The sequence below is a fragment of the Neokomagataea anthophila genome (assembly GCF_018122595.1).
GTDB lineage: Bacteria > Pseudomonadota > Alphaproteobacteria > Acetobacterales > Acetobacteraceae > Gluconobacter > Gluconobacter anthophilus.
In genome coordinates, this window is sequence record NZ_JAGRQH010000001.1 from 213,946 (window position 1) to 240,684 (window position 26,739).

Consider the following 26,739-nt stretch of genomic DNA (forward strand, 5'->3'; position numbering starts at 1 on the left):
ACGCCCCCCTTATTCCGCAGCCTGTGCAGCTGCAAGACGACGGGAATAAACTTCCTCGTCATGTTCCACTTCGCTGACAGGGACATAGTAATCAATGTCCTCATTCGCGCTACGCAGGATCCAAGTCACCAGGATACCCAACAGACCCAAGCCTGCCAGCCACCAGATGTACCATACCGCTGCAAAGCCGAAGATGAATGTGAACGCCCCAATAAACACACCAGCAGACGTGTTCTTTGGCATATGGATCGGCGCAAGAGCCTGACCATGTGCCGGACGGCCCATTTCTTTCTCGATATGGAACGTGTCCAGACCGTACACCTTCGGAATAACAGCAAAGTTATAAGCCGGCGGTGGTGAAGAAATTGCCCATTCCAACGTACGACCCGTACCCCATGCGTCACCCGTCAAATCACGGTTTTCTGGCAGGTTACGGTCACGGATCGAGACGTAAATTTGCAGCAATTGGAACACAACGCCCAGTGCAATAATCGCCGCACCACCCGCTGCAACCAGCTCCCATGGGTACCAATCGGGGTTGTCATAATGGTTCATACGGCGCGTCATACCCTCAAGACCAAGGATATACAGCGGTATGAAGGCCACATAGAACCCAATGAACCAGCACCAGAACGAACATTTTCCCAATTTTTCATTAAGCTTGAAGCCAAATGCTTTCGGGAACCAGTAGTTCAGACCTGCAATGTAACCGAAATACACACCGCCGATAATCACGTTATGGAAGTGAGCAATCAGGAACAAAGAGTTATGCACAATCCAGTCAGCAGCTGGCATCGCCATCATCACACCGGTCATACCACCGATTGAGAAGGTCACCATGAAGCCAACAGTCCAGTACATCGGAGACGTGAATTCAATCCGCCCCTTATACATGGTGAAGAGCCAGTTAAAGATCTTCACACCCGTCGGCACAGCAATCACCATCGTGGCGATACCGAAGAATGTATTAACGTCTGCACCCGCACCCATCGTGAAGAAGTGATGGACCCACACAACCATTGCCAGCACCATGATCGAACATGTTGCATACACCATGGTGCTGTAGCCAAAGAGCGGCTTACGGGAGAATGTTGCCGTAACTTCTGAGAAAACACCAAATGCCGGAATGACCAGAATATAAACTTCTGGATGTCCCCAAGCCCAAATCAGGTTCAGGTACAGCATGACGTTACCGCCAGCATCATTCGTAAAGAAGTGCATACCCAGGTAACGGTCCAAGCTCAGCATCCCAAGCGTCACCGTCAGGATCGGGAAGGACATGAGGATCAGAACGGTGGTACAAAGAGCCGTCCACGTAAAGACTGGCAGCTTCATCCAGGTCATGCCTGGAGCGCGCATCTTAACGATGGTCGTGAAGAAGTTCACACCCGTCAGCAGCGTACCAACACCAGAAATCTGCACGGCCCAGATGTAGTAATCCACACCGACGCCGGGGCTGAACTGCATTTCAGACAGCGGTGGGTAAACCAACCAACCCGTCTGAGCAAACTCACCGATAAACAGCGAGATATTAATCAGCAGCGCACCAATCAGCGTCATGTAGAAGCTGAAAGAGTTCAGGAACGGGAACGCAACGTCACGCGCGCCAATCTGCAGCGGCACAACCAGGTTCAACAACCCCGTCATAAACGCCATCGCCATGAAGAAGATCATGATTGTACCGTGAGCGGTAAAAATCTGATCGTAATGGTGCGGCGGCAGGTAACCGGGGTTACCATTATAGGCAAGAGCAAGTTGGCTACGCATCATGACCGCATCCGCAAACCCGCGGAACAGCATCACAATAGCCAAAATAATATACATGACGGCAAGACGCTTATGATCGACAGTCGTCAACCATTCACGCCAGAGATAACCCCATTTGCCGAAATAGGTCACTGCTGCAAGCACAACAAGACCCATGATGGCCACACCAGCAAATGTCCCGACGAGAATCGGCACATCGACAGGAATGGCAGAGAGCGAAAGCTTTCCGAGCATCCGTCTTATTCCTTCATATTCATGTCAGGCATGCTAGCGGCTGCACCAGCTGCTGGCATGTGCATGACCTTACCGGTCGTCTTTTCTACCATCATGCCATTATTGTACTTTGCCACGATCCCATCAAAGAGATCCGGCTGGACATGAGAGAAGTAATGAACCGGCGCTGCAACTTGTCGTGCAGCATAGCTGGGGTAAGACACCGTATCCAGACTGTCAGAGCTGGACTTAACCTTCTCCACCCAAGCATCAAAGCCAGATTTATCCATCGCCAATGTGCGGAAATTCATATCTGAGAAACCACCACCACTATAGTGAGATGCTTCACCCAGGTAATTACCCGCAACACTTGCCAGAAGATGCAACTGCGTTTGCTGACCCGGCATGACGTAAATCATGGAACCAAGACGCGGAATAAAGAACGATGTCATGACTGTGTCTGACGTCATCTCAAAATTCAGCGGCGTATTGGTTGGGACAGCCAATTGATTGATGGTCGCAATCCCTTGATCTGGATAGATAAACAGCCATTTCCAGTCGAGAGAAACAACCTGAATATTCAAGGGCTTAACGTTTCCAGTCGTTTGCAGTGGGCGATACGGGTCATACGCATGCGTACTCCACCAAGAAATAGCCCCCAAAACGAGGATAATAATCGCTGGGATACCCCATACAAAGATTTCAATCTTCGTCGAGTGGTCCCATGTAGGAAGGTATTCTGCTTGTTTATTGGAAGCACGATACTTCCAAGCAAAAACCAGTGTCGCAATAACAGTTGGAATCACGATCAGCAGCATGATCACGAACTCAAGGATCATGACCTTACTGTCCATTTCTGCAATCGGACCCGCAGGTTGAAGCAGATCAACCGTACAGCCCGAAAGCATCAGCGCTGGCAACGCTGGGAGATATCGCCAGGATTTCTTCATCGGTCCTGCTTTCATCTTCCGTTCCGGCAGTGAGCAAAGAATAGAAAGAGCGATGGCGTATAGGGTGCTCCAAAAACACTCGAACACTCCAACACCTTGGCTATCCCCTTCTCTAAATTAGCATCAGGCCCCGCTCTATCGGTTCCTGCATAACAAACAACAGAGGCACACTGGTCTCTCGTCTCCGTTTATTTCCGCCTGAATTGGCTGAAACACAAGGTTTTTTGCACCTCTCTCGAATGAGGAGCATCTCTCTATTTCCGAAAACCACCGCCTTATAAATGGCAGTTTTTGGCCACATTTAGTGAAATACGCTCACAACTTCGTATTTTTACATTACAATTTTTTAATGTGTACTAAACTTGATCTAATTAAATATTTAAGACCATTTTAGTCCATGATACACAAAAAAAAGCGACCTATTCAGGCCGCTTTTGATACAAATCAATTATTCGTGAAATTTTTATTAGTCGTTATTTCCTGAACGAACCCCAAAGAACTGAAGCATATACTGGAACAGATTAATAAAATTCAGATACATGGACAGAGCATCATAAATGCTGAGCCGCGCAACGGTCTCCGCATCATAATTAAAGGCCATGTTTTGATAACTAACCTTAATACGCTGCGTGTCATAAGCTGCTAACAACGTGAATACGCCAACACCCACAATAGACGACAACATGCTAACCGCCGAACTATGCAGGAAAATATTCACTAAAGACGCTACCAACAGACCAATAAGCCCCATCAGCAGAAACGACCCAAGGCGCGCTAAGCTTGTACGAGTGGTATAACCCCACAACGCCATGGCCGCGAACATGGTTGCGCTAATGAAAAAGGCCCGGGCCACTGACACACCCGTATAGCTCAACAAAATATTCGCGAGACTCGCACCCATTGTTGCACTGAACACAAGAAAAAGCGCCTGCACTGCCGGTCGGGACAGACGGTTAATCCCAAATGACAGCACAAACACAAAAACCATAGGCGCAAAAATAGCGAGATCACCAAGTAAGGTGGGGCGTTGCACCACCATACCATTCGGCAAAGCAACGCCATGGAAAAACAATGCATGCAGCGCCGTCTCAGCAACGGCATACGCAACGGCTCCCGTTATAACGAGGCCAAGAGCCATCCAATTAAACACGCGGCACATATACGCACGCAGACCATCATCAAGATTGCCGACCCCGGCTTGAACGCCAGCTCTGCCGAAATTGGTATTAAACGCCATGACACCTTATTTTCCAGTTGGGCCCTGTCGTAACACAAGGGCGCTTGACGAACCCTGCTGGCTCGCCGGTACACTCTATGAATGTGGGGTTTTTCTGATCATCGTCAAGAAATCCTGCATCCATAAACCGTCTTTTTGCGGTTATAGCCTTTCAGGGAGCGCCACTGTGAGACTTTTCGTCGCCCTCGACCTTTCCGACGCCCTGCGTGAGGAACTCGCCCTCCTGCGTGGATCACTCCCCAATGTTCAGTGGATTCCTAAAGATAATTACCACCTCACCTTACGCTTCATTGGTGAAGTCTCTGCCCGCACAGATCAAGAAGATATAGACCTCGCTCTCTCACGCTTATCATGGGAGCCATTTGATCTTTCTCTTCTCGGTGCTGGACTGCGCGAAAATACAACCAACGATACGCTCACCATTCATGTTGAGCGCAGCGATGCACTGACCAACCTTCAAGCCAATATCGAAAAACACCTTCGCCGCGCAGGGTGCACAACTCTACGTAAACGCTTTCACCCAGAGATTGCCCTTGGTCACCTCAGTTCTTCACGCCGCGAAGAAGCTGCACGCTGGGTGCAAGCGCATAATCTCTTCCGCAGCGCCCCCATGAACGTGCAACACGTCACGCTCTTTGAAAGCCTCAAAGGCTTTGGCCAGCATACCTATGTCCCACAAGCCGAATATGCTTGGTGCCCTGACATGCCACTAGTCCCAGAGTACGAAGACTAAAACGCCCAAACGTCAGGCGTTAATGTAGCGCCTGACGCACCGCAGCGGTAACGAAGCCTGAAACCCCAGACGCTAAAATCTGCACACCAATCGCCAGCAAGATCAAAGCCGCCAAACGGCTCACAATCCGCGCACCTGTCACACCTAAGAACGACACAACGCGCTCAGCATACGAATATAAAACGGCTATCAACAACGCCATGGCCGTTGCCGCCACAGAAATACCGATGAGATAATGCATCTCAGGCATGGCATCCGGCCGTGATGTACTCAGTGCAATTGCAACGGAAATACTCCCCGGCCCCACCGTAAAAGGCATCGCCAATGGGAAAAAAGCCCGTTCCCGCAAATCCAACGCAGATGCCGTCCGTCCACCTTGCAAGGCTTGACGTTCTTTCCGCTCTTCATTTGCTTTTGGCTGCTGCAACATCACCCATGCACGCGCAACCACCACCAAACCGCCAGTTACACGCAAAGCATCCATGCTGATACCAAAAAAGTGGAGGATCCAGCGCCCTCCCAACAATGATACCAACAGAATAATCAGCGAATTGAGAGCGACTGAGCGCGCAAGAACGAGCACATCACGCCGTTCCCGCCCTTCTGTCGCCTGCGCAAAAATCAAGGAGGCGCCAAAAGGATTAATGATTGAAAACAATGCCGGGAATGCGATGAGCCAAGCTGTTACCGCATCTGCAAAACTAGAAGACAAAGTCACGATTGAACCGCGCGCGCAAAATCATCCGACCGAGCGGCTCGACGGCGCGCCAAACGCTCTTCTCCCATGAGAAAAGCTTTAACACGGCGGTAGTCCTCAGTAAGGCAACATATAGCACCGCGCTCCCCTGAGGGGCAAACAGTCAAACCTAAATCATTATAAACGGCCATCAAAGAGGGACCGACCTGCACAAAAGCCAAATGCTTGCCTTCTTGCAGCGCAAAATCCCTCAAACGCCAAATGGCAGCAATCGCATTCCGCTCTGCGCCAGCAGGGTCCCCTAAACCAATGATAAATTGACCTGCCCGCAGGAAGGGAATGGCCGCTTTCCCAGCTTCATCCAATAATAAACCATTAGGACGGCGCGGCGTGAACTCCTGTAGGGCACGTGGCAAATTACGATAAAGAGCCTCGTTATCTTGCGTCCAGTCTTCGAAACGTATCCGCGCACGGCGCATCCCAACCCGCAATGCCACCAGACCACACACAGCCGACAACGCCAGAAACCAACGCCCAACAGCCGTATGAGCATCATAAATCATAGCGCGCCACCAGATTGGCCCCAAATGACGCTCCATCGCCACCCATGCGACCCCCACAAGACCCAACACCCACAATGTGACCGGCGCGAGCATGAAAGGCGTCAACGGCGCAGAGAGCAAATGAGCCCGCCGATAATAACAATTTCGGAACGGCAGCAACAAAACCAACGCCATAATTGGCCCCAGCACAGCCAGTACAGGCGCACCACGTAACAGCAATAACACAATAGAGGCCAACAGAACGCCTGTGGACACTTTCCACGCCAAGGCCACACGCTGTTGAAGCCCCAAAGCCAGCCCCAAAAGCGCAACCCCCATCACCGTCAACGACAAGCCCGACAACTGAACAACAGCCGCCCAAAATACCCCGTGCAACGGCGGCAAGCGCGCCCATAAAGTATAGACAACCAACACGACACCAATGGTCGCCTGCACCCCAGAAGCAACCGCCACAGAGAAATCGGCCTCAGATTCCAACAGAACCTGACTGGGACGCATCCGCTGGCGAATTTGCCCAGCTGAAACAAGTGCTTGCTCACCCCGCAAGAACAACTCATGCCCAGCGAACATCAAACCCGCCATCACCAGCGGAATGATGTAGTAAAACAAACGGAACACCAAAATGGCGCCCATAATCTCTGCAACCGGCAAATATGGTCGTAGCGCAAAAATCATCGCACCATCGAACACACCCAACCCACCGGGTACATTCGCCATCAAACCTGCCGTGTAAGAAGCAATATAAATGGCCAAAAACGTCCCAAAGCCGAAATGAGCTTGCGGCGGAAGGTGCGGCAAAACCGCATACGCAATCAGCGCGGTCGCGGCCATATCCGCAGCACTCACAACAATCTGAGAGAAAGCAATACGCGTACGCGGCACTTCAATCACATGACCACGAATAGTCACGGCCCGCCCCAAACGGGACAGCACCAAATACACACCTAAAACCAGCCAGCATCCCACACCAATAGCCTGCAAAACAGGCGCAGGCATATGAATGAAGGAGGGCACAGCATGCGGCTCAAGCAGAAAAATCGAGCCAATTAACGCACATGTTCCGAGCAAATACGTCGCAGAACAAAAACCTATAATCTGCGCAATCTGTCCCGGTGCAACGCCCCAGCTACGGTATAAACGAAAGCGTACCGCCGCCCCAGAAATCGCAGCACAACCTAGATTATGGGACAAAACATAAGAGCAAAATGCCGCAAAGGCCGACCGCCGATACGACACATCAGCCCGCACATGAACACAGGCCAAATAATCGTAAAACGATAACACGAAATACGACAAAAACGTCGCAGCAGCGCCTGCCACCAACGCATGGTGCGGTATTGCCGCAAGGCTATGACCAATATCCTTCAGCGATAAGTGCTTTAACTCACGCCAAATCACCGTCACAGCGGCAACAAGCAGTACCACACCAACCAATGCCGGAGCCCGCGCCAAAAGGCGCCGCCACCGAGGGGGGGCAACACATTCCTCCCCCTCACACACCAAGTCCGGTTCCTCTGGTGCTGCCGGCGTCACCGACCACGCCTCGTCAGCGGACTTGCTCATAGGCCTTAACCCTGCTCACCCTCGCTGGACGGACGCGCCAGCGCAGTACGGATCAACTCAACCGTTTCTTTTAAACCGAACAACGACGCGAAAATACCAAAACGCGGCCCCTCGCTCTGGCCCAGAAGCACCTCGTAAAGGCAACCAAACCACGACCGCAGTTCAGACTTCTCAAAGTAACGCTTACCCACCTCAAAGACGACATCCTGCACAGCCACTGGCGGTGTAGAGACATCCAACTTGGCCAACTCATCCGCCAAATCTTCAAGGCCACGGCGTTCGCGGTCCGTCGGATCACGATACGTCTTATTCGGTGAAACTTGCTCAGTGAAATACGTTAACGCACAACCAACCAACCGATCCACATAAGGATGCGTCTCAGGTGACAGGGTCGGATCATAACGGCGCAAGAACTTCCACAACGTGTCCGTATCACGCGCATTCGCCACATTCGCGAGGTTCAACAGCGCCGTGTAGGAGACGGGGCTAGTATCTTCCGGGCGAATAGTCCCGCCATGAATGGACCAAACCGGGTTCGCCTTGAGGTCATCGCCTTCTTGCTGCCCAGCCTTACCCACCAAGGTCAGGTAATCATCTGTCGCTCGCGGAATGACATCAAAGAACAGACGCTTCGCACGGGTCGGCTGTTGGAACATATACTGCGCCAAGCTTTCCGGCGTACCATAACGCAGCCATTCCTCAACGGACAAACCATTGCCCTTAGACTTACTAATCTTCTGCCCTTGTGCATCCAAGAACAGTTCATAAGTCAGACCAGCCGGCGGCTCTTTACCCAAAATACGGCAAATTTTGGAGGACAGACGCACACTGTCGATCAAATCCTTGCCGGACATTTCGTAATCAACGCCCAGCGCATACCAGCGCATGGCCCAGTCCGCTTTCCACTGCATCTTGGCCTGACCACCAAGCACAGACGTCTCAAAGCGCTTACCGCTTTCATCGTCCCACACCACGGTCCCCGCATCAGGGTCCACCTTAATGATGGGCACCTGCATGACCTGCCCTGTTTCTGGGTGGATCGGCAAAACAGGAGAATACGTCGCCCGACGGTCTGGGCCTAGGGTTGGAATAATGGTTGCAACGACTTCATCATGCACTTCCAACATACGGCGCAGCGCCGCATCAAAAGTGCCATTCGTGTAATAATCTGTGGCGGATGCAAATTCGTATTGGAAACCAAAGCTGTCGAGGAACTGACGCAAACGCGCGTTATTATGCGCGGCAAAACTATCATACTCGCCAAATGGGTCAGGAATCCGCGTCAACGGTAAGCCCAAATGCTTCGCCAACATCTCTTGCTGCGGCACATTGGTTGGCACCTTACGCAAGGCATCCATATCATCCGAAAACGCCAAAAGACGCGTCGGGCGGCCTGTCAGCGCTTCATAGGCTTTACGCACCCATGTCGTACGGGCAACTTCGCCAAACGTACCAATATGCGGCAAGCCTGAGGGGCCATAGCCCGTCTCCAGCAATGCAGGTTTATCCGCATCACGTTTGCCAACATGCTCGGCAATCTTGCGGGCCTCCTCAAAAGGCCATGCTTTCGGGAGCGGCGCGGACGCAGCGGGGCGGGGGGTTGTAGAAGAGTTCTGCTTTTCCATGATTACCCCAAAAGGTAGGGAGCCACGTTTCTCCGGTCAAGCAATACGCAGAGTAACACAGCATTTAGTTCCCTTTCTAAGGTATCAAAACGCGTCATTTTTCTCAAATCGTCGCATTATTCACGATCCGTTCTGCTTTTCACTCGCAGTGTTCTGCCCCTCAGGGTAAACTCCCAACAATGTCCACGCCTGTCTCCCATACTCCACCCGCTCATCTTTCACCGTTCGATGCCCCCGCCCTCATCGCACGACGTGGCCATTCTTCCTTGCTTACCCCGGATGGAGAACTCCTTTCTCTTACCGTTACCGAGACACGCGCCCACCTCCTCAGCCTCTCACCACCACTGCTCATCCATGGCCCAAGCGCCATGCGTGCCCTCGGCTTGCCGCCGCATACACAGCCCGTCCCATGGTTTGACCTGCTGGAGTTATTTCTATTCGTGCACCCCGCACGCACGGTCGCCCCAACGCCACGCGGCATGGCCCTTGCATTAGAGATTGAGCCCCCCGCCACCATCGGGGCCGATTTCTTACCGCGCTTATGCGAAATCTTGCTCGACCAGCTCCACGCAAAAGCCCAAACACAAGAGGGCAACACATTACGCGCCCTCCTCGTGCCACTCACACGCTCAGGCTGGGTCTGGAGCCATGAGGTCAGCCATGTTCTTGGCGCCGCCAATCATACGTCCGGCCATGCTCATGACGCGATTCGTATTTGGCGCCGCCTCCCCAAATGGGAAGATGAGGCTCAACGCCCACCACCCAGCGCTCACCCCGTTGATCCCCTCGCCGCGCGTGAACGCCTCCGTGACATCCTAGGCGCACAAGCCGAGATCCGGCCCGGACAAGCCGATTTCTCCTCCGTTGCCACAGCAGCCTTTGAACCCCGTGAGGCCGTTGGCACGCCCAATGTCGTCCTCGCAGAAGCGGGGACAGGCACCGGAAAAACCCTTGGCTATATTGCTCCAGCGAGCCTCTGGGCCGAGCGAAATGACGGCGCAGTCTGGCTCAGCACCTATACCCGGCACCTTCAAAAGCAATTAGAGAAAGAACTCCACCGCCTCTACCCCGACAAAGCCACACGCCGAAACAAAGTTGTGGTGCGTAAAGGACGCGAAAACTACCTCTGCCTGCTGAATATGGAGGATATGCTCAACGCCACCACCGCACGCGCCGCCTCATCCCCCGATGGCGGCAAGAACCTACTCCCCCTTGCCCTCATCGCCCGTTGGGCTGAAGCCAGCCAAGACGGGGACCTCATGGGCGGAGATCTGCCCGGATGGTTCGGGGAGGTCTTTGGGCAAGGCATCCTACACAGCATCGCAGACCGGCGCGGTGAGTGCATTCACGCCTCATGCCCGCATTACCAAACGTGCTTTGTCGAACATGGTATCCGCCGCGCAAAACACGCAGACCTTGTCGTCGCCAACCATGCCCTCATCATGGCGCAAGCCTCATGGAACGCCGCCACCCCAGAAGGCATCCCCGATGAAGACAGCACCCCATCACGCTATGTTTTTGACGAAGGACATCACGTTCCAGACGCCGCCGATAGTGCTTTTTCAACGGTCCTCTGCGGCCTCGAAGCCGCTGAGCTCCGCCGGTGGCTTTTAGGTGCTGAAGGCAGCCGCTCCCGCGCACGTGGATTACTGCGCCGTATTGAAGATTTATTAGAGCGCGTCCCAACTCTTGATGGCCCCGTACATGCCGTCCTAGCGGCTGCACACGCGCTGCCCGCACCGGGATGGAGCGAACGCCTGAACCCTTCCAGCACGACGGAGCCGCCCGTTGATCCCGAACAAGATGACCTGCTCAGTGGCATCCTGCCCGCCACCCCGCATGAGAATAATCCGTCTGAAGCCTTCCTCCGCGCCCTCAACGCACAACTCCGCAACCGCCGCCACACACAAGAACGCGCCAACAACCCTTACCCGCCCTCAGAATGTGACCTTTTCCCCGCAGAACCCGGCATTCTCGACACCGCTCAAACCCTCTCCGCCGCGCTCCACACCCTCAAACGCCCCCTCCAACATCTCAGCAATCAACTCGCCGCCCAACTCGACGATGACCCCGAAATGGATTCCGGCACGCGCCAACGCATTGAGGCGATGATCCGCAGCCTCTACCGCCGCGCCACACTCCGCGTCAGCGGGTGGATCGGCATGCTTGACGCCGTTTGTCACCCGCCAGAACCCAACACACACGCCCCGCAATATGTGGACTTCATCCGCACCGAACCCTTACCGCGCAACCGCTCCGGCGGCGGCACGCATGATGTCGGCCTACACAGACACTGGCTGGACCCGACCATTCCTTTTGCCTCAGCCATACAAACAGCGGCACACGGCCTACTCCTCACCTCCGCCACACTGCGGGATCAAAGCGGCACTGCCTTTGATCAAGACGGCACGCGTGACTGGCAAGCGGCAGAACTACGCCTTGGGGCCACGCATTTCATTAAACCGCCCATCCGCGCCTCGGTCCTCAGCCCGTTTGATTACGCCAACCAAACCCGCGCCTATGTTGTTACGGATGTCTCGACCGAACCGGCATCTCTCGCATGGGCCTTTCAAGCCCTATTCGAAGCATCAGGCGGCGGCGCACTCGGCCTATTCACCGCAATCAAACGCCTGCGTGATGTCCACCAACGCATTCATGAGCGCCTCGAAGAGCAAGGCATACCGCTCTACGCGCAGCATGTGGATGCAATGGACAACGCCACCTTAGTCGATATTTTCCGTACAGAAGTGCATTCGTGCCTACTCGGCACCGATGCCATGCGCGATGGTGTGGATGTTCCGGGGGAAGCACTCCGCATGGTCGTGTTCGAGAAAACCCCATGGCCCCGCCCCGATATTCTCCACCGCGAACGCCGCCGTGTTCTGGCCGATGGACACCCAAGCGATTATGATGACCGCCTAACCCGTATGAAACTTCGCCAAGCGTTTGGCCGCTTAATACGACATGGCACAGATCGCGGTGTCTTCGTGATCTTAGATCGACGTATGCCATCACGCCTCTTAACGGCTTTTCCCGCAGGTGTGACTGTGCATCGCCTCAGCCTTGCCGATACATTGACTGATATTCAAACATTCTTCAGCCCATCACCCGACGCTTCTTAACGCAGGACACAACGCCAATGCCGCTCCTTCCACAATCCACCCTCTCTCACCGGCGCGTATTACCGTTGTGCCTCCTCGTCATCATCACGCTTTGTGCATCCATCTCGACCCTCAGGGCTGCCCCGAACCTCACCATCGTCGGGCAAGACTGGCGGAATATCTCAACGTCCATCCTTCACGATCTGGATGACGGCGCACATGATCTGCAAAGCATCAATAATAGCCTCAACCAAGCGAGCACCAACCCTGACAACACCACCTTAGATGCGCTCATCCACCAAGCGCAAACCACACAACAAACCATGCGTGGTACGATTGACCAGCTTCAATCCTTTGATGACATCACCCAATCTTATCTTAAAATCCTCGGCCCTAAAGCCGCAGACCATGAAGATAGCGCCATAACAACCCAGCGCGCCGCCCTTCTCAGCAACGCCCAAGCGGTGCAAACATCGCTAATGCGCGCCAAGCTGTACGCACTCCAAGCCCAACAGCTCATCGCCACACTTAATGCCCGCCGTATGCGCCTGCACCACGCCACCCTATGGGAGCCTGTCCCGTCTCCGCTCAACCCCCATTTTTGGGCAAGCCTCGCATCCGAAAACGCCGAAAATCACGGCTCCTTCCATAAAGGCGGTACATTAAAATATTGGGGAACACTACTGGGCAGCCTCCTCGCCACATTCCTCATCACGCCTCTCATTATTCCTGCCATCCTACGTATTGCCCTACGCAAACCAGCCATCTCAGAAGACGAGGAAACCCCAACGATTGGGACATCTCTCCGCGGCGGTATCTTCGTGACCTTCCTTGGCGGATTGGTCGGTGCCATCGTTGCGGGCCTTCTCTGGGCTATACTCATAGCACTTCTCCCCGGCGGCGCCGCACTTGATGGTAATATCTTCGCGCTCACACTCGCCCAGACATTGCCTTTCTGCGGCTTTATTATCGGCACAGGCCACGCACTCACCGGGCGTCATAGCCCCCTCGCCCAACACCACCCGGACCTCGCCGCACTCCTGCGCAAAGTCGATGGTGCACTCGCCATCGCAATCGTGACGCTTAACATTCTACGCACCGCCCTTGAACAAGACGTCTTTGGGCCAACACTGCTCATTGTCCTTGAAATTCTGTTTGTATTAAGCGTCAACATCACTGCGATCCTGATCTTCCGTAAACTCCGCGCTATCGAAGGCACAAACAGCTTCGCACCGTCCTTACTCGGCCTCATGGTGCTCACCTTTATCCTCAGCAGCGCCGCCATTCTTCTGCGCCATACGCCAACCGCATTTTTCCTCATCGGCTGGCTGCTCACACTCGGCACGGCCCTCCTCACCACCGGGCTACTCGCTCTCTTCTGGCGTCACGCGCTTGAGCAATTGCTTAACCCAGAAGGCCGCATTGGCCGACATCTCAGCGGACTTGGCCTGCCAGAACGCCGCCTCCAACAACTGACGGTCCTGCTCTCCGGACTAGGCAATCTGTTTCTCTTTTTTCTCCTCGTCTCCACCGCACAAACCAGCGGCAGCGCTAACCCCGGTGATGTCGGTGAACGTCTGCGCCTACTCTTTGTCGGCAATACCATTGGCGGCGTGCATGTCTCCCTCGGCACGATCCTCACCATTATCCTCATTTTCTTCGCGGCCTCTTACCTAATCCAGCAAGTCCGCCAGTGGATCCGCGATCGCTTTCTCCCCACAACACGCCTCGATATCGGCGCACGCAATTCGATCACCTCCATTTTCACCTATTGTTCGTGGATTTTAGTGGGACTGTTTGAACTCAGCCTCGCTGGCCTGTCCGTTCAAAACCTAACATGGGTGGTCAGCGCCCTCTCAGTCGGTATTGGTTTTGGCCTTCAGTCTATCGTCCAGAACTTCGTCTCCGGCATTATTCTCCTCGCAGAGCGCCCGGTACGTATTGGTGACGTGGTCGAAATTTCCGGCAATCGTGGCGATGTCAAACGCATCAGCATTCGCGCCACAGAACTGAACCTGAGCGACGGCTCAACGGTGATCGTGCCGAACTCACAATTCATCACATCCAGCGTAAAAAACGCCACCTTCTCCGGTGCAACCAGCGCATTGTCCATGACCTTCAATGTCCCAACATCCTGTGACCTTGATGCCGTGCGCATGAAACTCATCGAAATCGCCGCCGAGCGTGACGAAGTCCTCGCTGACCCTGCACCAACTGTCCGCATCAATGCCTTGGGCGATGCCACCGTCACCATGGTCATGACCGTCCGCCTCAGCACTCCCAAAGATGCCAGCAAGGTCCAAGATGCCGTGCTGTTCGGCATCTTCCGCCGCTTCCGTGAGGAATATGTTAAGCTGACGACGGTTTAATATTTATACTACCCCAAATCATTCAGTGGAGAGGCACCATTACATGCTTTTCCACTGAAAAGAATGATGCTGCATTAAAAATAAAGCCAAAATAGAAAACGAATTCGTAATTGAATGAACTAAAAAAATCGATAAGAAAGGGTTATTCTGTGATTTTATTCTATTTTCATATCCATATGCCCACAAAAAACCGACAAATATCATGAATACCACATATACCGAACTATAATAATGATTTATGCCAAATATTATTCCTGATATGATGATTGGAAAAACTGGAGAATTTTTGAAAATTAGCCGATTTTTTGTACCTACGTAGGACATTAACATAGCTTTTTACGCGCACTTGAATGGCCCTAGTCCCATAAAAATGCGCCAACTATAATCATAATGATCTAGAAATGTTAATATCCGTTACCCTGGCATATGCCAAATGAAACCACCTCGGTGCTCACACGCACTCTTCAGGGTAACTTTTCCAACAACCACAAGATCTCAACAACTAGCCCTCAAAAAAACGGCTGCAACACATCCTCAAACAAATCCGTACAGGCTTCCCACGTAAAGCGCTCAGCATGTTTCCGACATTCCGCCCGGTCCGCCTTCAGCGCAGCCAAACACGCAGCTTTCAAATCGGACCCAACAGAACCAATGCGCCCATTCGTCCCTGCAAGAATATCGCGCGGCCCCGTCACGTCGTATGCAGCACACGGCGTGCCACTAGCCAATGCCTCCAACAGCACAAGACCAAATGTATCCGTCACACTTGGGAACACAAAAACGTCCCCCCCCGCATAAGCAGCTGACAGCTCCCCCTCATCCAAACGCCCTGTAAAAAACGCCTGAGGGAATTTCTGTTCCAAAGCCGGGCGCTGCGGACCATCGCCCACAACTACCTTCGTGCCGGGTAAATCGAGCGACAAGAACGCCTCGATATTCTTCTCCACCGCAACGCGCCCGACATAGATAAAGATCGGACCTGACACGCCAAGTCGTGCTTTCCAATCACAACGCGGCTCCGGCGCAAAACGCTCCAGATTAACCCCGCGCGTCCACGGGCTTAAACGCGTAAAGCCACGCCCTTCCAAATCTTCCCGCAAGCTTGCCGTGGCCACCAAAGTCGCCGAGGCCGCATTGTGAAAATGCCGCAGCAACCGATAAGACAGGTTCAAGCCAAACTTAATCCGTGCCTGCACATATTCCGGAAAACGCGTGTGATAAGAGGTCGTAAACGGCACACCCTTCTTGCGTGCCCAGCGCCAAGCGGCCCAGCCAATAGGCCCTTCTGTAACGATGTGCAAAACTTCAGGACGGAACTCCCGCATAATCTGCGCGAACTTCCCACCCGGCCGCGTCGCCAAACGAATCTCCGGGTAAGTCGGGCACGGCACCGTGTGGAACTGATCTGGCCCCACAACACGCACCTCATGGCCGCGCTTACGCAGTTCTTCCACCACGATGGACATTGTGCGCACAACGCCATTGACCTGAGGGTGCCACGCATCCGTAGCAATCAAAATACGTCGTAAAACGCGAGGTGTCTCTGTCACGCTGTTTGCTTTGCTTCAATCGTGGTCTCAGATGCCATACCCTGCTGCATCATCTGCGCCAGCACAGGCTTCAAATCATCCCCAAGCGCACCAGCAGGCTTATTAATCTCAGACAACGTGGTCTTCCAAGACTCATGCATCCGTGCAGTCCAGTCCACGAGCTCAAACTGGCCATCCCATTTTTCCACCAGAGCGGTGCAGCTTTCCACCCAATCCCCAGTGTTCATATACGTCACACCGCCAATATCGCGGATTTCAGCCGTATGAATATGTCCACAGATTACACCATCTGCGCCAATTTGCTTCGCTTCACGCGCCAGCGCCATTTCAAAACGATCAATCGCTTTAACCGCACTTTTCACGCGCTTTTTGGCCCATGCAGAGAATGAGCGATACGGCAAACCCAACTTACGACGCGCGACATTAATCCAACGATTAAGGAACAGCGCCGCCGTATAAGCATGATCGCCCAACACCGCCAAAAGCGGATAACAACGGACGATACTATCAAACTCATCGCCATGAATGACCAGATATTTACGCCCATCCGCAGCAATATGCTCAGCCTTTGGCACCAAACGGATAGAAGCAATTTTTAATTCCATCGAGAGCCAATTACGAAGCATCTCGTCATGGTTACCGGGGATATAAATGACTTCGGTGCCATTACGTGCCAACCGCAAGATAAGACGCAAAAATTCATCATGCGCCTCATCCCAATACCACGCACGACGAAGTCTCCACCCGTCAATAATATCACCAACAAGGTAAAGGCGTTCACACGTAATAGTACGTAAGAAGTCAGTTGTCAGAGCAACACGACTTCCTCGTGTACCCATATGAATGTCCGAAATAAAAACCGATCGATAAGACGTCGGCTCGGAACTTTCCACTGTGAAACGCATGGGACCCGCCCCCTCGCTATTACAGTCCTAGGACGTGTTCTGTCTTAAACGATTCCTTCTCCTTGCCACGTGACAGTTTCATGATTTCGCTTCCGTGCCGATGGTCAGAACCCCAAGAATAGCGTTCAAATCACTCCATCAAGGCTTAACCTTATTATGCGGTTTCGACAGGAGACGGCGCCATGTACGTGATCCACAATCCCACAGCGGGCCGCCGCAACACACGCAAACTCTGGGCCGTTCTGGACTGCCTTCTTGCGCATGGCATTTCCGTTAAAATCATGGAAACCCGTTACGGCGGGCACGCCTCAAGCCTCGCCCGTGAAGCCGCTGAGGCTGGTGCCCGTATCATCATTGCCGCAGGAGGCGATGGCACCATTGCTGAAACCGTCTCCGGTATGATCGGCAGTTCAGCCCGCCTCGGAATTATTCCGCTCGGCACAGCCAATGTTCTGGCCCATGAATATGGCATCCCCTTCCACACCAAAGACCTCGCCGCCACACTGACATCCCCCCACAGCACCCCTCTCTGGCCGGGGATGATGCAAACCAATCATCAAACCAAACTCTTTGTTCAAATGGTTGGTGCCGGTTTTGACGCCCATGTCGTGCATGCCATCAATCTACGCCTCAAACGCGCTGTCGGACGGAATGCCTATATCATTCAAACACTGACAGAACTGCCCAAATATTCCTTCCCAGACCTAACCGTCACCGTCGATGGCAGTACCTACACCGCAGCCAACGCCATTATCAGCAAAGGCCGCCTCTATGGCGGTCCATACACACTAGATCCCACCGCGCGCCCAGATCGCCCAGGATTTTCCATTACTTTATTCCGCCATGGCGGCGTTTTTTCTGCCCTACGCGCAGGGATGGCGCTCCCACAAAGCCGCATGAGCCGCCTACCGGGCGTTATCTCCCTCAAAGGCGCACATGTAACAATAGCTCATCCCGATGGCGTCCCCCTCCAAGCCGATGGAGACGCCGCCGGTTATACGGCAGTTACCCTCAAAGATGCAGCCCAACCGGTGCAACTCGCCACACCTGCCAAAAACCCTTTTATCGACTCACGCCTCTTCACCTGAGTTCCAAAACGCCTGCCGAACACCCTCCATATCTTCAACACGCTCCATCGCAATATCCAACTCTTCCACTTGAACGGCTGTTGCGTAGAGCGTGAAGGACAATTCCACCTCATCATCACCGAATGGATGATCCTCAATCTGCCGGACGGGATAGCTAGCCAGCTCCAAAATCTCCGCAACCGCATCACGAAGATCAGACCGTACCCAACGCTCACAAATCACATAAACCACATAAGTGGCCTCACCACTTTCCTCACGGAACGGCAAACGGTTGATATGATTAACGAGCGGCCTCAGCAGCGTATTTGATGCCAGAACAAAAAACGCCGCTAAAAACGCCTCGTCCAAAATGCCCGCACCAGCACAGGCCCCTACTGCACCAGAGCCCCACACAGTCGCCGCAGTGTTCAGGCCAGACACACTGGCCCCTTCTTTCATGATCGCACCCGCACCAAGAAAGCCAATACCAGACACGACATAGGCCACAATCGTAATCGCCGTCTGAGAGCCACCCTGCAACTCATGCAGCCGCGTCCCCAAAGACACAAAAATCGCAGCCCCAACAGCAACCAGCGTATTCGTACGCAACCCTGCCGTACGCTGCCGCACCTGCCGTTCAATGCCGATGATCCCGCCCAGCACAAACGCGCAGAGCAGATTCACCAGAGTTTCACCCGTTTCACTTAAGGTCGCAAAATGCCAGCCGCTCATGAAGCCTCTTTATTTTTCTGATCGTACACTCATACCCACCCAAAGCGGCGCGCATAAAATCTCTTCATGACTGTCGTCAGTACAGCATAACCCAGCACAATCAGCATAAGCCATGGGTAAAACGTGCCCGGAAGTGCCTCAAATCCAAAATACCCCGCCAAAGGACTCATCGGCAAAAAGATCCCCAGCGCGATAATCACCACAGTCGTCACCATCAGCGGCAAAGACGCCGTGCTTTGCAAAAAGGGCAGCTTGGGAGAGCGGATCATGTGCACAATCAATGTCTGGGTCAAAAGACCTTCCACAAACCAGCCGGACTGAAACAAAGCTTGATGCGCAATATTATCAGCACCAAAAACCCACCACAGCAACATATACGTCGCGATATCAAAAACAGAACTTAACGGCCCGAAAAAGAGCATGAAGCGCCCAACATCCTTTGGGTCCCACTTCAAAGGCTTGGCTACCAAATCGCGGTCCACATTGTCGAAAGGCAACGCAATTTGCGAGATATCGTACAGTAAGTTTTGTACCAAAAGCTGCAACGGCAACATCGGCAAAAAAGGCAAAAATGCACTGCCAATCAACACCGAAAAAACATTCCCGAAATTAGAACTCGCCGTCATACGGATATATTTGAGCATGTTCACAAAGGTCCGACGCCCTTCCAGAACACCCTGCTCCAACACCATCAAACTCTTTTCGAGCAAGATAATATCCGCCGCCTCCTTCGCGATATCGACCCCCGTATCAACCGAGATACCCACATCCGCAGCACGCAGAGCTGGGGCGTCATTAATCCCATCCCCCATGAAGCCCACTACATGCCCATTCGCACGCAAAGCACCCACAATCCGGTCTTTATGCGCTGGGGTCAGACGCGCAAACAACTGATGCCGCTCAACCGCATGCGCCAGCGTTTCATCGTTCATCTTCTCAATCTGAACGCCCAGCAAATAGCGGCAATGCTCCAATCCCACCTGGCGGCAGACTTGCAAGGCCACAAGCTCCGTATCCCCGGTCAGAACCTTTACCGCCACACCGTGCGATGCCAGAGCCTTCAACGCCGGGGCCGTGCTTTCCTTCGGTGGATCCAAAAAGGCCATATAACCCAGCAGCGTCAGCCCAGCTTCATCCGCCACACCAAAGACCGACTGCTCACCCAAATTCTCACGAATGGCCACAGCAACCACGCGCAATCCCTGCCGATTCAAATCAGCCGCTACCGCCCGAACGCGCTCCAACATTTCTTGGTCAAGAGCTGTGCTTTCAGCCTGCTTGCTCAAACGCACATGCGTACAGGCTGAGAGAATTTCTTCCAGCGCACCTTTGCAAATTAACGTCCGCTCACCGCTCCCGCCTTCCACGATGACCGACATCCGCTTGCGCTCAAAATCAAACGGAACCTCATCAACCTTGGTATAGCCCTGCGCATTCACCAACTCATGCTGCAACTCCACATGCTGCAAAACCGCATGATCCAGAAGGTTTTTCAGCCCCGTCTGATACGCACTATTCAAATACGCATAACGCAACACATCATCTGAAGAATCGCCCAGCACATCTGTATGACGCTCCAGCGCAATCCGATCCTGCGTTAATGTCCCCGTCTTGTCGGTGCATAAAACATCCATCGCACCAAAGTTCTGGATTGCATCCAAATGCTTCACGATGACCTTTTTCCGAGAGAGCGCCACCGCCCCCTTCGCTAAGGTAGACGTCACAATCATCGGCAACATCTCAGGCGTCAGCCCCACCGCTACCGATAATGCAAATACCGAAGCCTCGACCCAACTTCCTTTCGTGAACCCATTAATCAAGAGCACAACAGGCGCCATAATCAGCGCAAAACGGATCAGGAGCCAACTCACGCCGTTCACACCGGCTTGGAACGCCGTCGTGCTCCGGTCCTGCATGCCCAAACGTTCGGATAATGTCCCAAAATACGTTTGACGCCCCGTCGCCACCACCAGCGCAACGGCCGAACCAGAGACGACATTAGTGCCCATAAACACCAAATTTGCCGCGTCAAATACCGTCTCAAATGGCTGATCCAACACCGCAAATTTTTCAACTGGGAGTGCTTCCCCCGTCATAGCGGCTTGAGAGACAAATAAATCTTTAGCCGTTAGCAAACGGCAATCCGCCGGGATCATATCCCCTGCCGAGAGCACCACATGATCACCCGGCACCAACTCACTAATCGGCACTTCAATATGCCGGGTATCACTATCCAAATGCAGGTTGACGCCAAAATACTTACGCCCGATCCCCACAATTTCATCATTCATAGACGGACGACGCAGCACGGACGCCGTGGTGCTCACCATATTTTTCAAGCGTTCAGCTGCTTGGTTGGACCGCCCCTCCTGCACAAACCGAATAAGCGTGCTCAACAGCACCATCGTGCCAATAACAATGGTGGCCCGCAAATCATGCGTCAGCCCCGATAGTAGGGCCAAAACACTCAAAAGAACATTAAACGGGTTCCGGTAGCACTGCCACAAATGCCGCCACCACGGCATAGCAGCTTCATAATCAACCGTATTCGGGCCAAAGCGTTTGCGGTATTTTTCAACCTCAAGCTCCGTCAAACCCTCTTCATGTGAAGACAGACGCGCAATTGCTTCCAGCACATCATCTTGAGCGACACGCCGCATCGCCCGGGATACATACCGAAAAGCTCGGTCATGCTTAGGGTTCGCAGAAGAACGAAACGTCTCCAAAATCGCTCTTCGTCGTAAATGCCGAGCCGTCTTGTGGCGCGTAAAAAACACACCAAACAAGGCCTGAAACAAACGATCAAATTGGCTCATAAACATTCCCGGCTTTCAAAAACCGGCCCCTATGCAGGAGAAATACCGACAAACGCAGCATGGAGTTGAGGCAGGTTCTGATCTCAAAACAGCACCGCCCTCAGTTGCGGGGGCAATGTGCACACCCTCTCACAACAGAGCAATCCAATATGAATATATATGAGAATACTTAAAGTTTACGGGAGATATACTAAAGTATACCTCCCACCACACATCACCACGGAACGAGTGATTTACCCAGTTTTTTCTGCTCTTTCGGTGTCATGCCCAAATCATTGCGGTGCCACCAGCCACCACCAAGCGCTTGGAACAATGCAACACTATCTGAGAAACGTGCACCTTGCGCCTGCACCAAGGCCACACGCGCTTGCGCCTGCGCTTGCTGTGCCTGAAGAAGGGTCGATACGCTGACATCCCCCAAGCGCAACTGTGCTTGAGCAATCTTCAAACTCTTTGTCGCCGCTTCAAAGTTCTTTTGGTTCGCCTGTAATGCAGCCGCATCTGCCTGAAGAGCAGAAAGCGTATCCGCTACATTCTGCACAGCGCTCAACACAGTGGCTTTGTACAGCTCATTCGCCTGCAACAGATTATCCCGCGCTTCACGCTCCGCATGCAGCAGTGACCCGCCTTGGAAAATTGGCTGCGTCAACGTCGCACCAATGAACCAGTTACTAAAACTCGGCGTAAAGAATTGCGTAAACTTACCAACAACCTGCCCCGGCAATGCGCTCAACTGCAGGTTCGGCAAGCGGTTCGCAATCGCCACACCGACACGCGCCGCAGCACCATCAATCTGCGCTTGTGCAGCACGAATATCCGGTCGCTGATTTAACAGGTCAGACGGCACCGTAAGCGGTAATTGTGCGGGCAGCGTAAACTTATCCAGCGTAAACACCGGCAACGGCGCATCTGGCGATTGTCCAACCAAAACAGCAATCTGATGACGCGTCTGCTCCAGTTGCTGCTGCAATGGTGGCAAACTAGCTTCCAATTGCGCAACAGATGCGATTTGAGCAGCAATATCCTGCTGCGACATATCACCAAGGCGGTTTTGCGCCGTAATGATCGTCAGCGTATGACGCTGCGTTTCAATCTGAATCGTCGTTGCATCAATCTGCGCCCGCAAAGACGCTTCCTGCAAAGCGGACTCCACCAGATTGGTGATCATGGTCAGCGCTGTTGCTTCCACTTGGAAACGCTGCACATCCGCATCGGCGCCAGAGGCCTGAATGGCCCGACGGTTACCACCCCACAAATCAGGCACATACCCAATATTCAATTGCAGAGTATGCAGATTATACAACCACTCATTGGCAAATGGCACGTTAGACAACGCATAAGACGTCTTATTCCGGGTCACCATCAACTGCCCAGAAACGGACGGATACAACGATGCCCCTTCAACGCGGCGCTGCTCCCAAGCCGCTTTAAGCGCATCCTGCATACCGTGCAGCGTCTGATTATTATCCAGCGCTTGCAGCACCAGTGCATTCAGCTGAACATTGCCAAAGATTTCCCACCACGTGCCCGACACATCGCTGCCCTGAGCAAAGTGCTGCGCCGCGTTAAGACCACTGCCCGCCGCCCCGGCCGTATCTTTGACCGATTGCGCTTGGTAACCAATCTTATCCGCCATAACCGGCGGTTTAGAATCCGGCCCCACTGCACAAGCTGCCACGCACACCGTCGCACATAATACGGATGTCAGACGCAAGGCCCGCTTCATCACTACGTGTCTCATGAGCGTACCTCGCCTTCATCATCCTGACGTTTCGGGCGGCGCGCCTCGCGGTTTTCAATCCAGATCTCAAGCTCACTGAAATAAACCGGCAGCACAAACAACGTCAGTAACGTCGCAATACCCAAGCCGCCAACCACAACCGTTGCAAGACCACGCTGAACGTCCGTACCAATACCCGTCGCCATCGCCGCAGGTAACATCCCTGCGCTCGCCACCGTCGCCGTCATCAATACCGGACGGAAACGCTCACCAGCCCCTGCAATGGTCGCATCACGAACAGACATGCCCTCTGCACGATGTCGGTTAATGCTGGAAATCATAATGATCCCATTCTGCACCGCCACACCAAACAGGGCAATAAAGCCAACTGCCGTTGCAATATTCAGCGTTTCGCCACGCAGATGCAGCGCGATCAAACCACCCAACGTTGCCAAAGGCACCACGCTCAAAATCAGCAGTGCATGACGCAACTGACCAAAGCCAATGTACAACAGCACCAACATCGCCGCGAACATCACAGCCAGCGCAACCGTCAGACGCTTTTGCGCCCGTTGTTGCTGCTGGAAAGACCCTGCCCACTCAAGCGAATACTGCTTCGGATCATAACGCACAGCCTGATCAATCCGCGCCTGTGCATCCGCCAGATACTGAGACAGCGGACGGTCCCCATTATCCACTCGAATGGTAATCTGACGATGGCTCATCTCATGGGCAATATTACTTTCACCCATATGCAAGCCCACCGAGGCCACTTGTGACAGTGGCACATACGCACCTGAACCATCCAGCAAAGGCAACTGTTTCAGATATTCCAAGTCATGCGTTTGATCATGCGGCACATGCAACGTCGCATTATAAAAACGTGCGTTACTATACACCGTCGTGAGTGGTGCATCACCAATCGCGCCAGAGACCATATCCGCAATATCAGAAACATTAATCCCATAACGCGCCGCCGCTAGACGGTCCGCCTGCACAGCAATTTGCGGGATACGTGGTTCTTGGAAGATCGACGCTTCTGCAGTGCCTGGCACCTGATGCAGAATATCAACGACCTGTTGCCCAATGCGGCGCAGTTCTTGGAAATCATCACCATAAATACGCAACACCAACGGACTATGCGCACCACCCACTAGATCACTCATCTGATCCTGAATTGGCTGGCTAATACCAAAATCAATGCCCGGCAAGCGGGACAAACGTGAACGCAGACGTGCGATAAACTGTGCCTTCGTTTCACCTGCGGGCCACTGATCATACGGCTTCAAGCCAACTGGCATCTCAATATGCGACGGCGTCCACGGATCTGTACCATCATCCGAACGGCCCATTTGGGTAATCGCGTAAGATGTCTCCGGAAATTCACGAATAACATTACGAATTTCATTCGCATATTGCTCGCCTTTTTCCATGGAAATAGCAGTCGGCATCTGCACCTGAAGCCAGAGCGCGCCTTCATCCAGATCCGGCAAGAACTCACGCCCAATTGACACACCCAGCACCAACACAGCCACCAATGCTGCCGCACCGCCGGCAAACGCTACAAACGGCTTATCAATGAAATGACCCAACGTGCGCGTATAACGCTCATGCAGCCATTCCAAAGGACGGTTATGCCAAATTTTGCTCGGCTTACGCAGTGCCAGATAGCTGAGAGACGGGATCAATGTCAGCGCACATAACAATGCACCAATGAGCGCAAAACTCACCGTATAGGCCATGGGGCGGAACAGCTTCCCCTCACTGCCTTCAAACGCAAAGAGCGGGCTATACGCTAGAATAATCACCAATGTTGCCGAGAAGATTGCATGCCCTGCACGCTTCGCCACAACCAACACATCCGAACTGCTCAGACGCTCATTCGGTTTATCTTCACGCAGACGCAAAATCGTCTCCGTAACAACAATCGCGCCATCCACAATCACACCGAAGTCAATTGCCCCAAGTGAGAAGAGATTGGCCGACATACCCAGAACATGCATCACCCCGAAGACCACAGCCAAAGCCATAGGGATCGTCACAGCTGTCACGATTGCACTGCGCGGGCTACCAAGGAAGAGGGTCAAAATAACCCCAACCAACAAGATACCCTCAATCATGGTTTCAGTGACTTTATGAGTCGTCGCCTGAACCAGGTTGTCACGGTCAATATACGGCACAATACGTACGTGCTGTGGCGCCAAACGCTTTTGCAGTGCATCCACTTGCGCGTGCAGATTTTGTAGAACTAAAGACGGGTTCTCACCCGTCAACATATCCACGACGCCCTCAATCGTATCCGGGTTATGGTCTTTACCCAAGATACCTTCACGCACCTGATGGCCGAACTGCACCGTGCCCAAATCATGCACAAAAATCGGGAGACCATTACGCTGCGTGACAACAATATTGCCCATATCCTCCAAGGAGTGGATCATCCCCACACCACGAACAATATAAGACTGCTCGCCACGCGTAATACGACCGCCACCCGCATTGGCGTTATTGTTACGGATTGCGCTCTCAACGTCCCCTAACGCAATGCCATAACGCATCAACGCCGCAGGATTTAACACCAGCTGATATTCTCTAGTGAAACCACCAAAGTTATCAATATTCACAACACCCGGAACGTGCATCAGCGCAGGAATAACGACCCACCGCTGAAGATCCGACAGTTCCATCAGGTTTTTGTCATCGGACTCCAGCGTATAGCGATAAATCTCACCCGTCGTGCCAGAGATCGGCCCTAGTGTCGGCTGAGCACCATTCGCAAGAGGGTTATTCGCGATAACCGTCTCAACCTGCTGCCGTGCCCAATAAACATCCGTCCCTTCTTTGAAAATCAACGTAATCAAAGAGAGGCCGAACGTACTGGTCGAGCGGCTATCCGTAACCCGGGGGACACTTGCGAGCGTCCGCTCCAGAGGGATGGTCACCTGCTGTTCCATTTCTTCAGCAGCCAAGCCCGGCTGCTGCGTCGTGACAACAACGTTAACCGCACCCAAATCTGGGTACGCCTCAACAGGTAGAACCTGATACGCAATTCCACCCGCAATTGCCAACAGCACAGCAACGGTGAAAACAACACTTCGGTGCCCGAAACACCAACCGATGAAACGTTCAATCAT

The 26,739-nt window shown here is 53.2% G+C and carries 17 protein-coding genes; 4 read left to right on the forward strand and 13 right to left on the reverse strand.

The features are described 5' to 3' along the window. Positions 1-9: 9 nt before the first annotated feature. From cyoB to KB213_RS00975, 3 genes are all read right to left on the reverse strand, one after another. Entirely contained in the window at positions 10-2,001 is a 1,992-nt protein-coding gene (cyoB, locus tag KB213_RS00965; RefSeq protein ID WP_211680043.1) for a cytochrome o ubiquinol oxidase subunit I, read from the reverse strand. A 5-nt stretch (positions 2,002-2,006) separates the two neighbouring features. Next, positions 2,007-2,930, reverse strand: a complete 924-nt coding sequence (gene cyoA, locus KB213_RS00970) for a ubiquinol oxidase subunit II (protein WP_249110112.1) — start codon at positions 2,928-2,930, stop codon at positions 2,007-2,009. 466 nt (positions 2,931-3,396) lie between these two features. Next, positions 3,397-4,167, reverse strand: a complete 771-nt coding sequence (locus KB213_RS00975; protein WP_211680046.1) for a Bax inhibitor-1/YccA family protein — start codon at positions 4,165-4,167, stop codon at positions 3,397-3,399. A gap of 166 nt (positions 4,168-4,333) precedes the next feature. Here KB213_RS00975 and thpR point away from each other — a divergent pair, with 166 nt between their 5' ends. Next, positions 4,334-4,900 carry an RNA 2',3'-cyclic phosphodiesterase gene (thpR, locus tag KB213_RS00980; protein ID WP_211680049.1) on the forward strand — a complete coding sequence of 189 codons (567 nt, stop codon included), beginning with the start codon at positions 4,334-4,336 and terminating at the stop codon, positions 4,898-4,900. Positions 4,901-4,919: 19 nt separating this feature from the next. Here thpR and KB213_RS00985 read toward each other — a convergent pair whose 3' ends face one another. From KB213_RS00985 to KB213_RS00995, 3 genes are read right to left on the reverse strand one after another with little or no spacing between them, the layout of a single operon-like run. Further along, complete coding sequence (locus KB213_RS00985) at positions 4,920-5,618, reverse strand: MarC family protein (protein WP_211680052.1); 699 nt, start codon at positions 5,616-5,618, stop codon at positions 4,920-4,922. Beyond that, a complete protein-coding gene (locus KB213_RS00990; protein ID WP_211680055.1) occupies positions 5,615-7,723 on the reverse strand; it encodes a lysylphosphatidylglycerol synthase domain-containing protein in 2,109 nt (702 codons plus the stop codon). The genes KB213_RS00985 and KB213_RS00990 overlap by 4 nt, the downstream gene beginning before the upstream one ends. A gap of 5 nt (positions 7,724-7,728) precedes the next feature. Beyond that, on the reverse strand, positions 7,729-9,348 hold the full coding sequence (locus KB213_RS00995; protein ID WP_211680058.1) for a lysine--tRNA ligase: 1,620 nt from the start codon (positions 9,346-9,348) through the stop codon (positions 7,729-7,731). Between the two features lie 179 nt (positions 9,349-9,527). Here KB213_RS00995 and KB213_RS01000 point away from each other — a divergent pair, with 179 nt between their 5' ends. Together KB213_RS01000 and KB213_RS01005 are read left to right on the forward strand one after the other, a co-directional pair. Continuing rightward, a complete protein-coding gene (locus KB213_RS01000; RefSeq protein ID WP_211680061.1) occupies positions 9,528-12,470 on the forward strand; it encodes an ATP-dependent DNA helicase in 2,943 nt (980 codons plus the stop codon). Positions 12,471-12,487: 17 nt separating this feature from the next. Then, complete coding sequence (locus tag KB213_RS01005; protein WP_211680064.1) at positions 12,488-14,818, forward strand: DUF3772 domain-containing protein; 2,331 nt, start codon at positions 12,488-12,490, stop codon at positions 14,816-14,818. Positions 14,819-14,857: 39 nt separating this feature from the next. On the opposite strand, the gene KB213_RS13175 is transcribed toward KB213_RS01005, so the two are convergent. From KB213_RS13175 to KB213_RS01020, 3 genes are all read right to left on the reverse strand, one after another. Then, a complete protein-coding gene (locus tag KB213_RS13175; protein ID WP_408903697.1) occupies positions 14,858-15,148 on the reverse strand; it encodes a CPBP family glutamic-type intramembrane protease in 291 nt (96 codons plus the stop codon). Between the two features lie 179 nt (positions 15,149-15,327). Beyond that, positions 15,328-16,368, reverse strand: a complete 1,041-nt coding sequence (locus tag KB213_RS01015) for a glycosyltransferase family 4 protein (protein ID WP_346266642.1) — start codon at positions 16,366-16,368, stop codon at positions 15,328-15,330. After that, positions 16,365-17,273 (reverse strand): UDP-2,3-diacylglucosamine diphosphatase, encoded by a 909-nt coding sequence (locus tag KB213_RS01020; protein WP_211680070.1) that lies wholly within the window; start codon positions 17,271-17,273, stop codon positions 16,365-16,367. The genes KB213_RS01015 and KB213_RS01020 overlap by 4 nt, the downstream gene beginning before the upstream one ends. Before the next feature lie 182 nt (positions 17,274-17,455). On the opposite strand from KB213_RS01020, the gene KB213_RS01025 reads away from it, so the two are divergent. Further along, a complete protein-coding gene (locus tag KB213_RS01025; RefSeq protein ID WP_211680074.1) occupies positions 17,456-18,361 on the forward strand; it encodes a diacylglycerol/lipid kinase family protein in 906 nt (301 codons plus the stop codon). On the opposite strand, the gene KB213_RS01030 is transcribed toward KB213_RS01025, so the two are convergent. From KB213_RS01030 to KB213_RS01045, 4 genes are all read right to left on the reverse strand, one after another. Then, entirely contained in the window at positions 18,344-19,072 is a 729-nt protein-coding gene (locus tag KB213_RS01030) for an MgtC/SapB family protein (RefSeq protein WP_211680077.1), read from the reverse strand. The two genes, KB213_RS01025 and KB213_RS01030, sit on opposite strands and share 18 nt — an antisense overlap. A 29-nt stretch (positions 19,073-19,101) precedes the next feature. Then, positions 19,102-21,888 carry a magnesium-translocating P-type ATPase gene (gene mgtA / locus KB213_RS01035; RefSeq protein ID WP_211680080.1) on the reverse strand — a complete coding sequence of 929 codons (2,787 nt, stop codon included), beginning with the start codon at positions 21,886-21,888 and terminating at the stop codon, positions 19,102-19,104. Between the two features lie 214 nt (positions 21,889-22,102). Beyond that, positions 22,103-23,629: an efflux transporter outer membrane subunit gene (locus KB213_RS01040; protein WP_249110113.1), complete on the reverse strand. Its 1,527-nt coding sequence runs from the start codon at positions 23,627-23,629 to the stop codon at positions 22,103-22,105. Next, on the reverse strand, positions 23,626-26,739 hold the full coding sequence (locus KB213_RS01045) for an efflux RND transporter permease subunit (protein ID WP_211680083.1): 3,114 nt from the start codon (positions 26,737-26,739) through the stop codon (positions 23,626-23,628). Before KB213_RS01045 ends, KB213_RS01040 begins: the two co-directional genes overlap by 4 nt.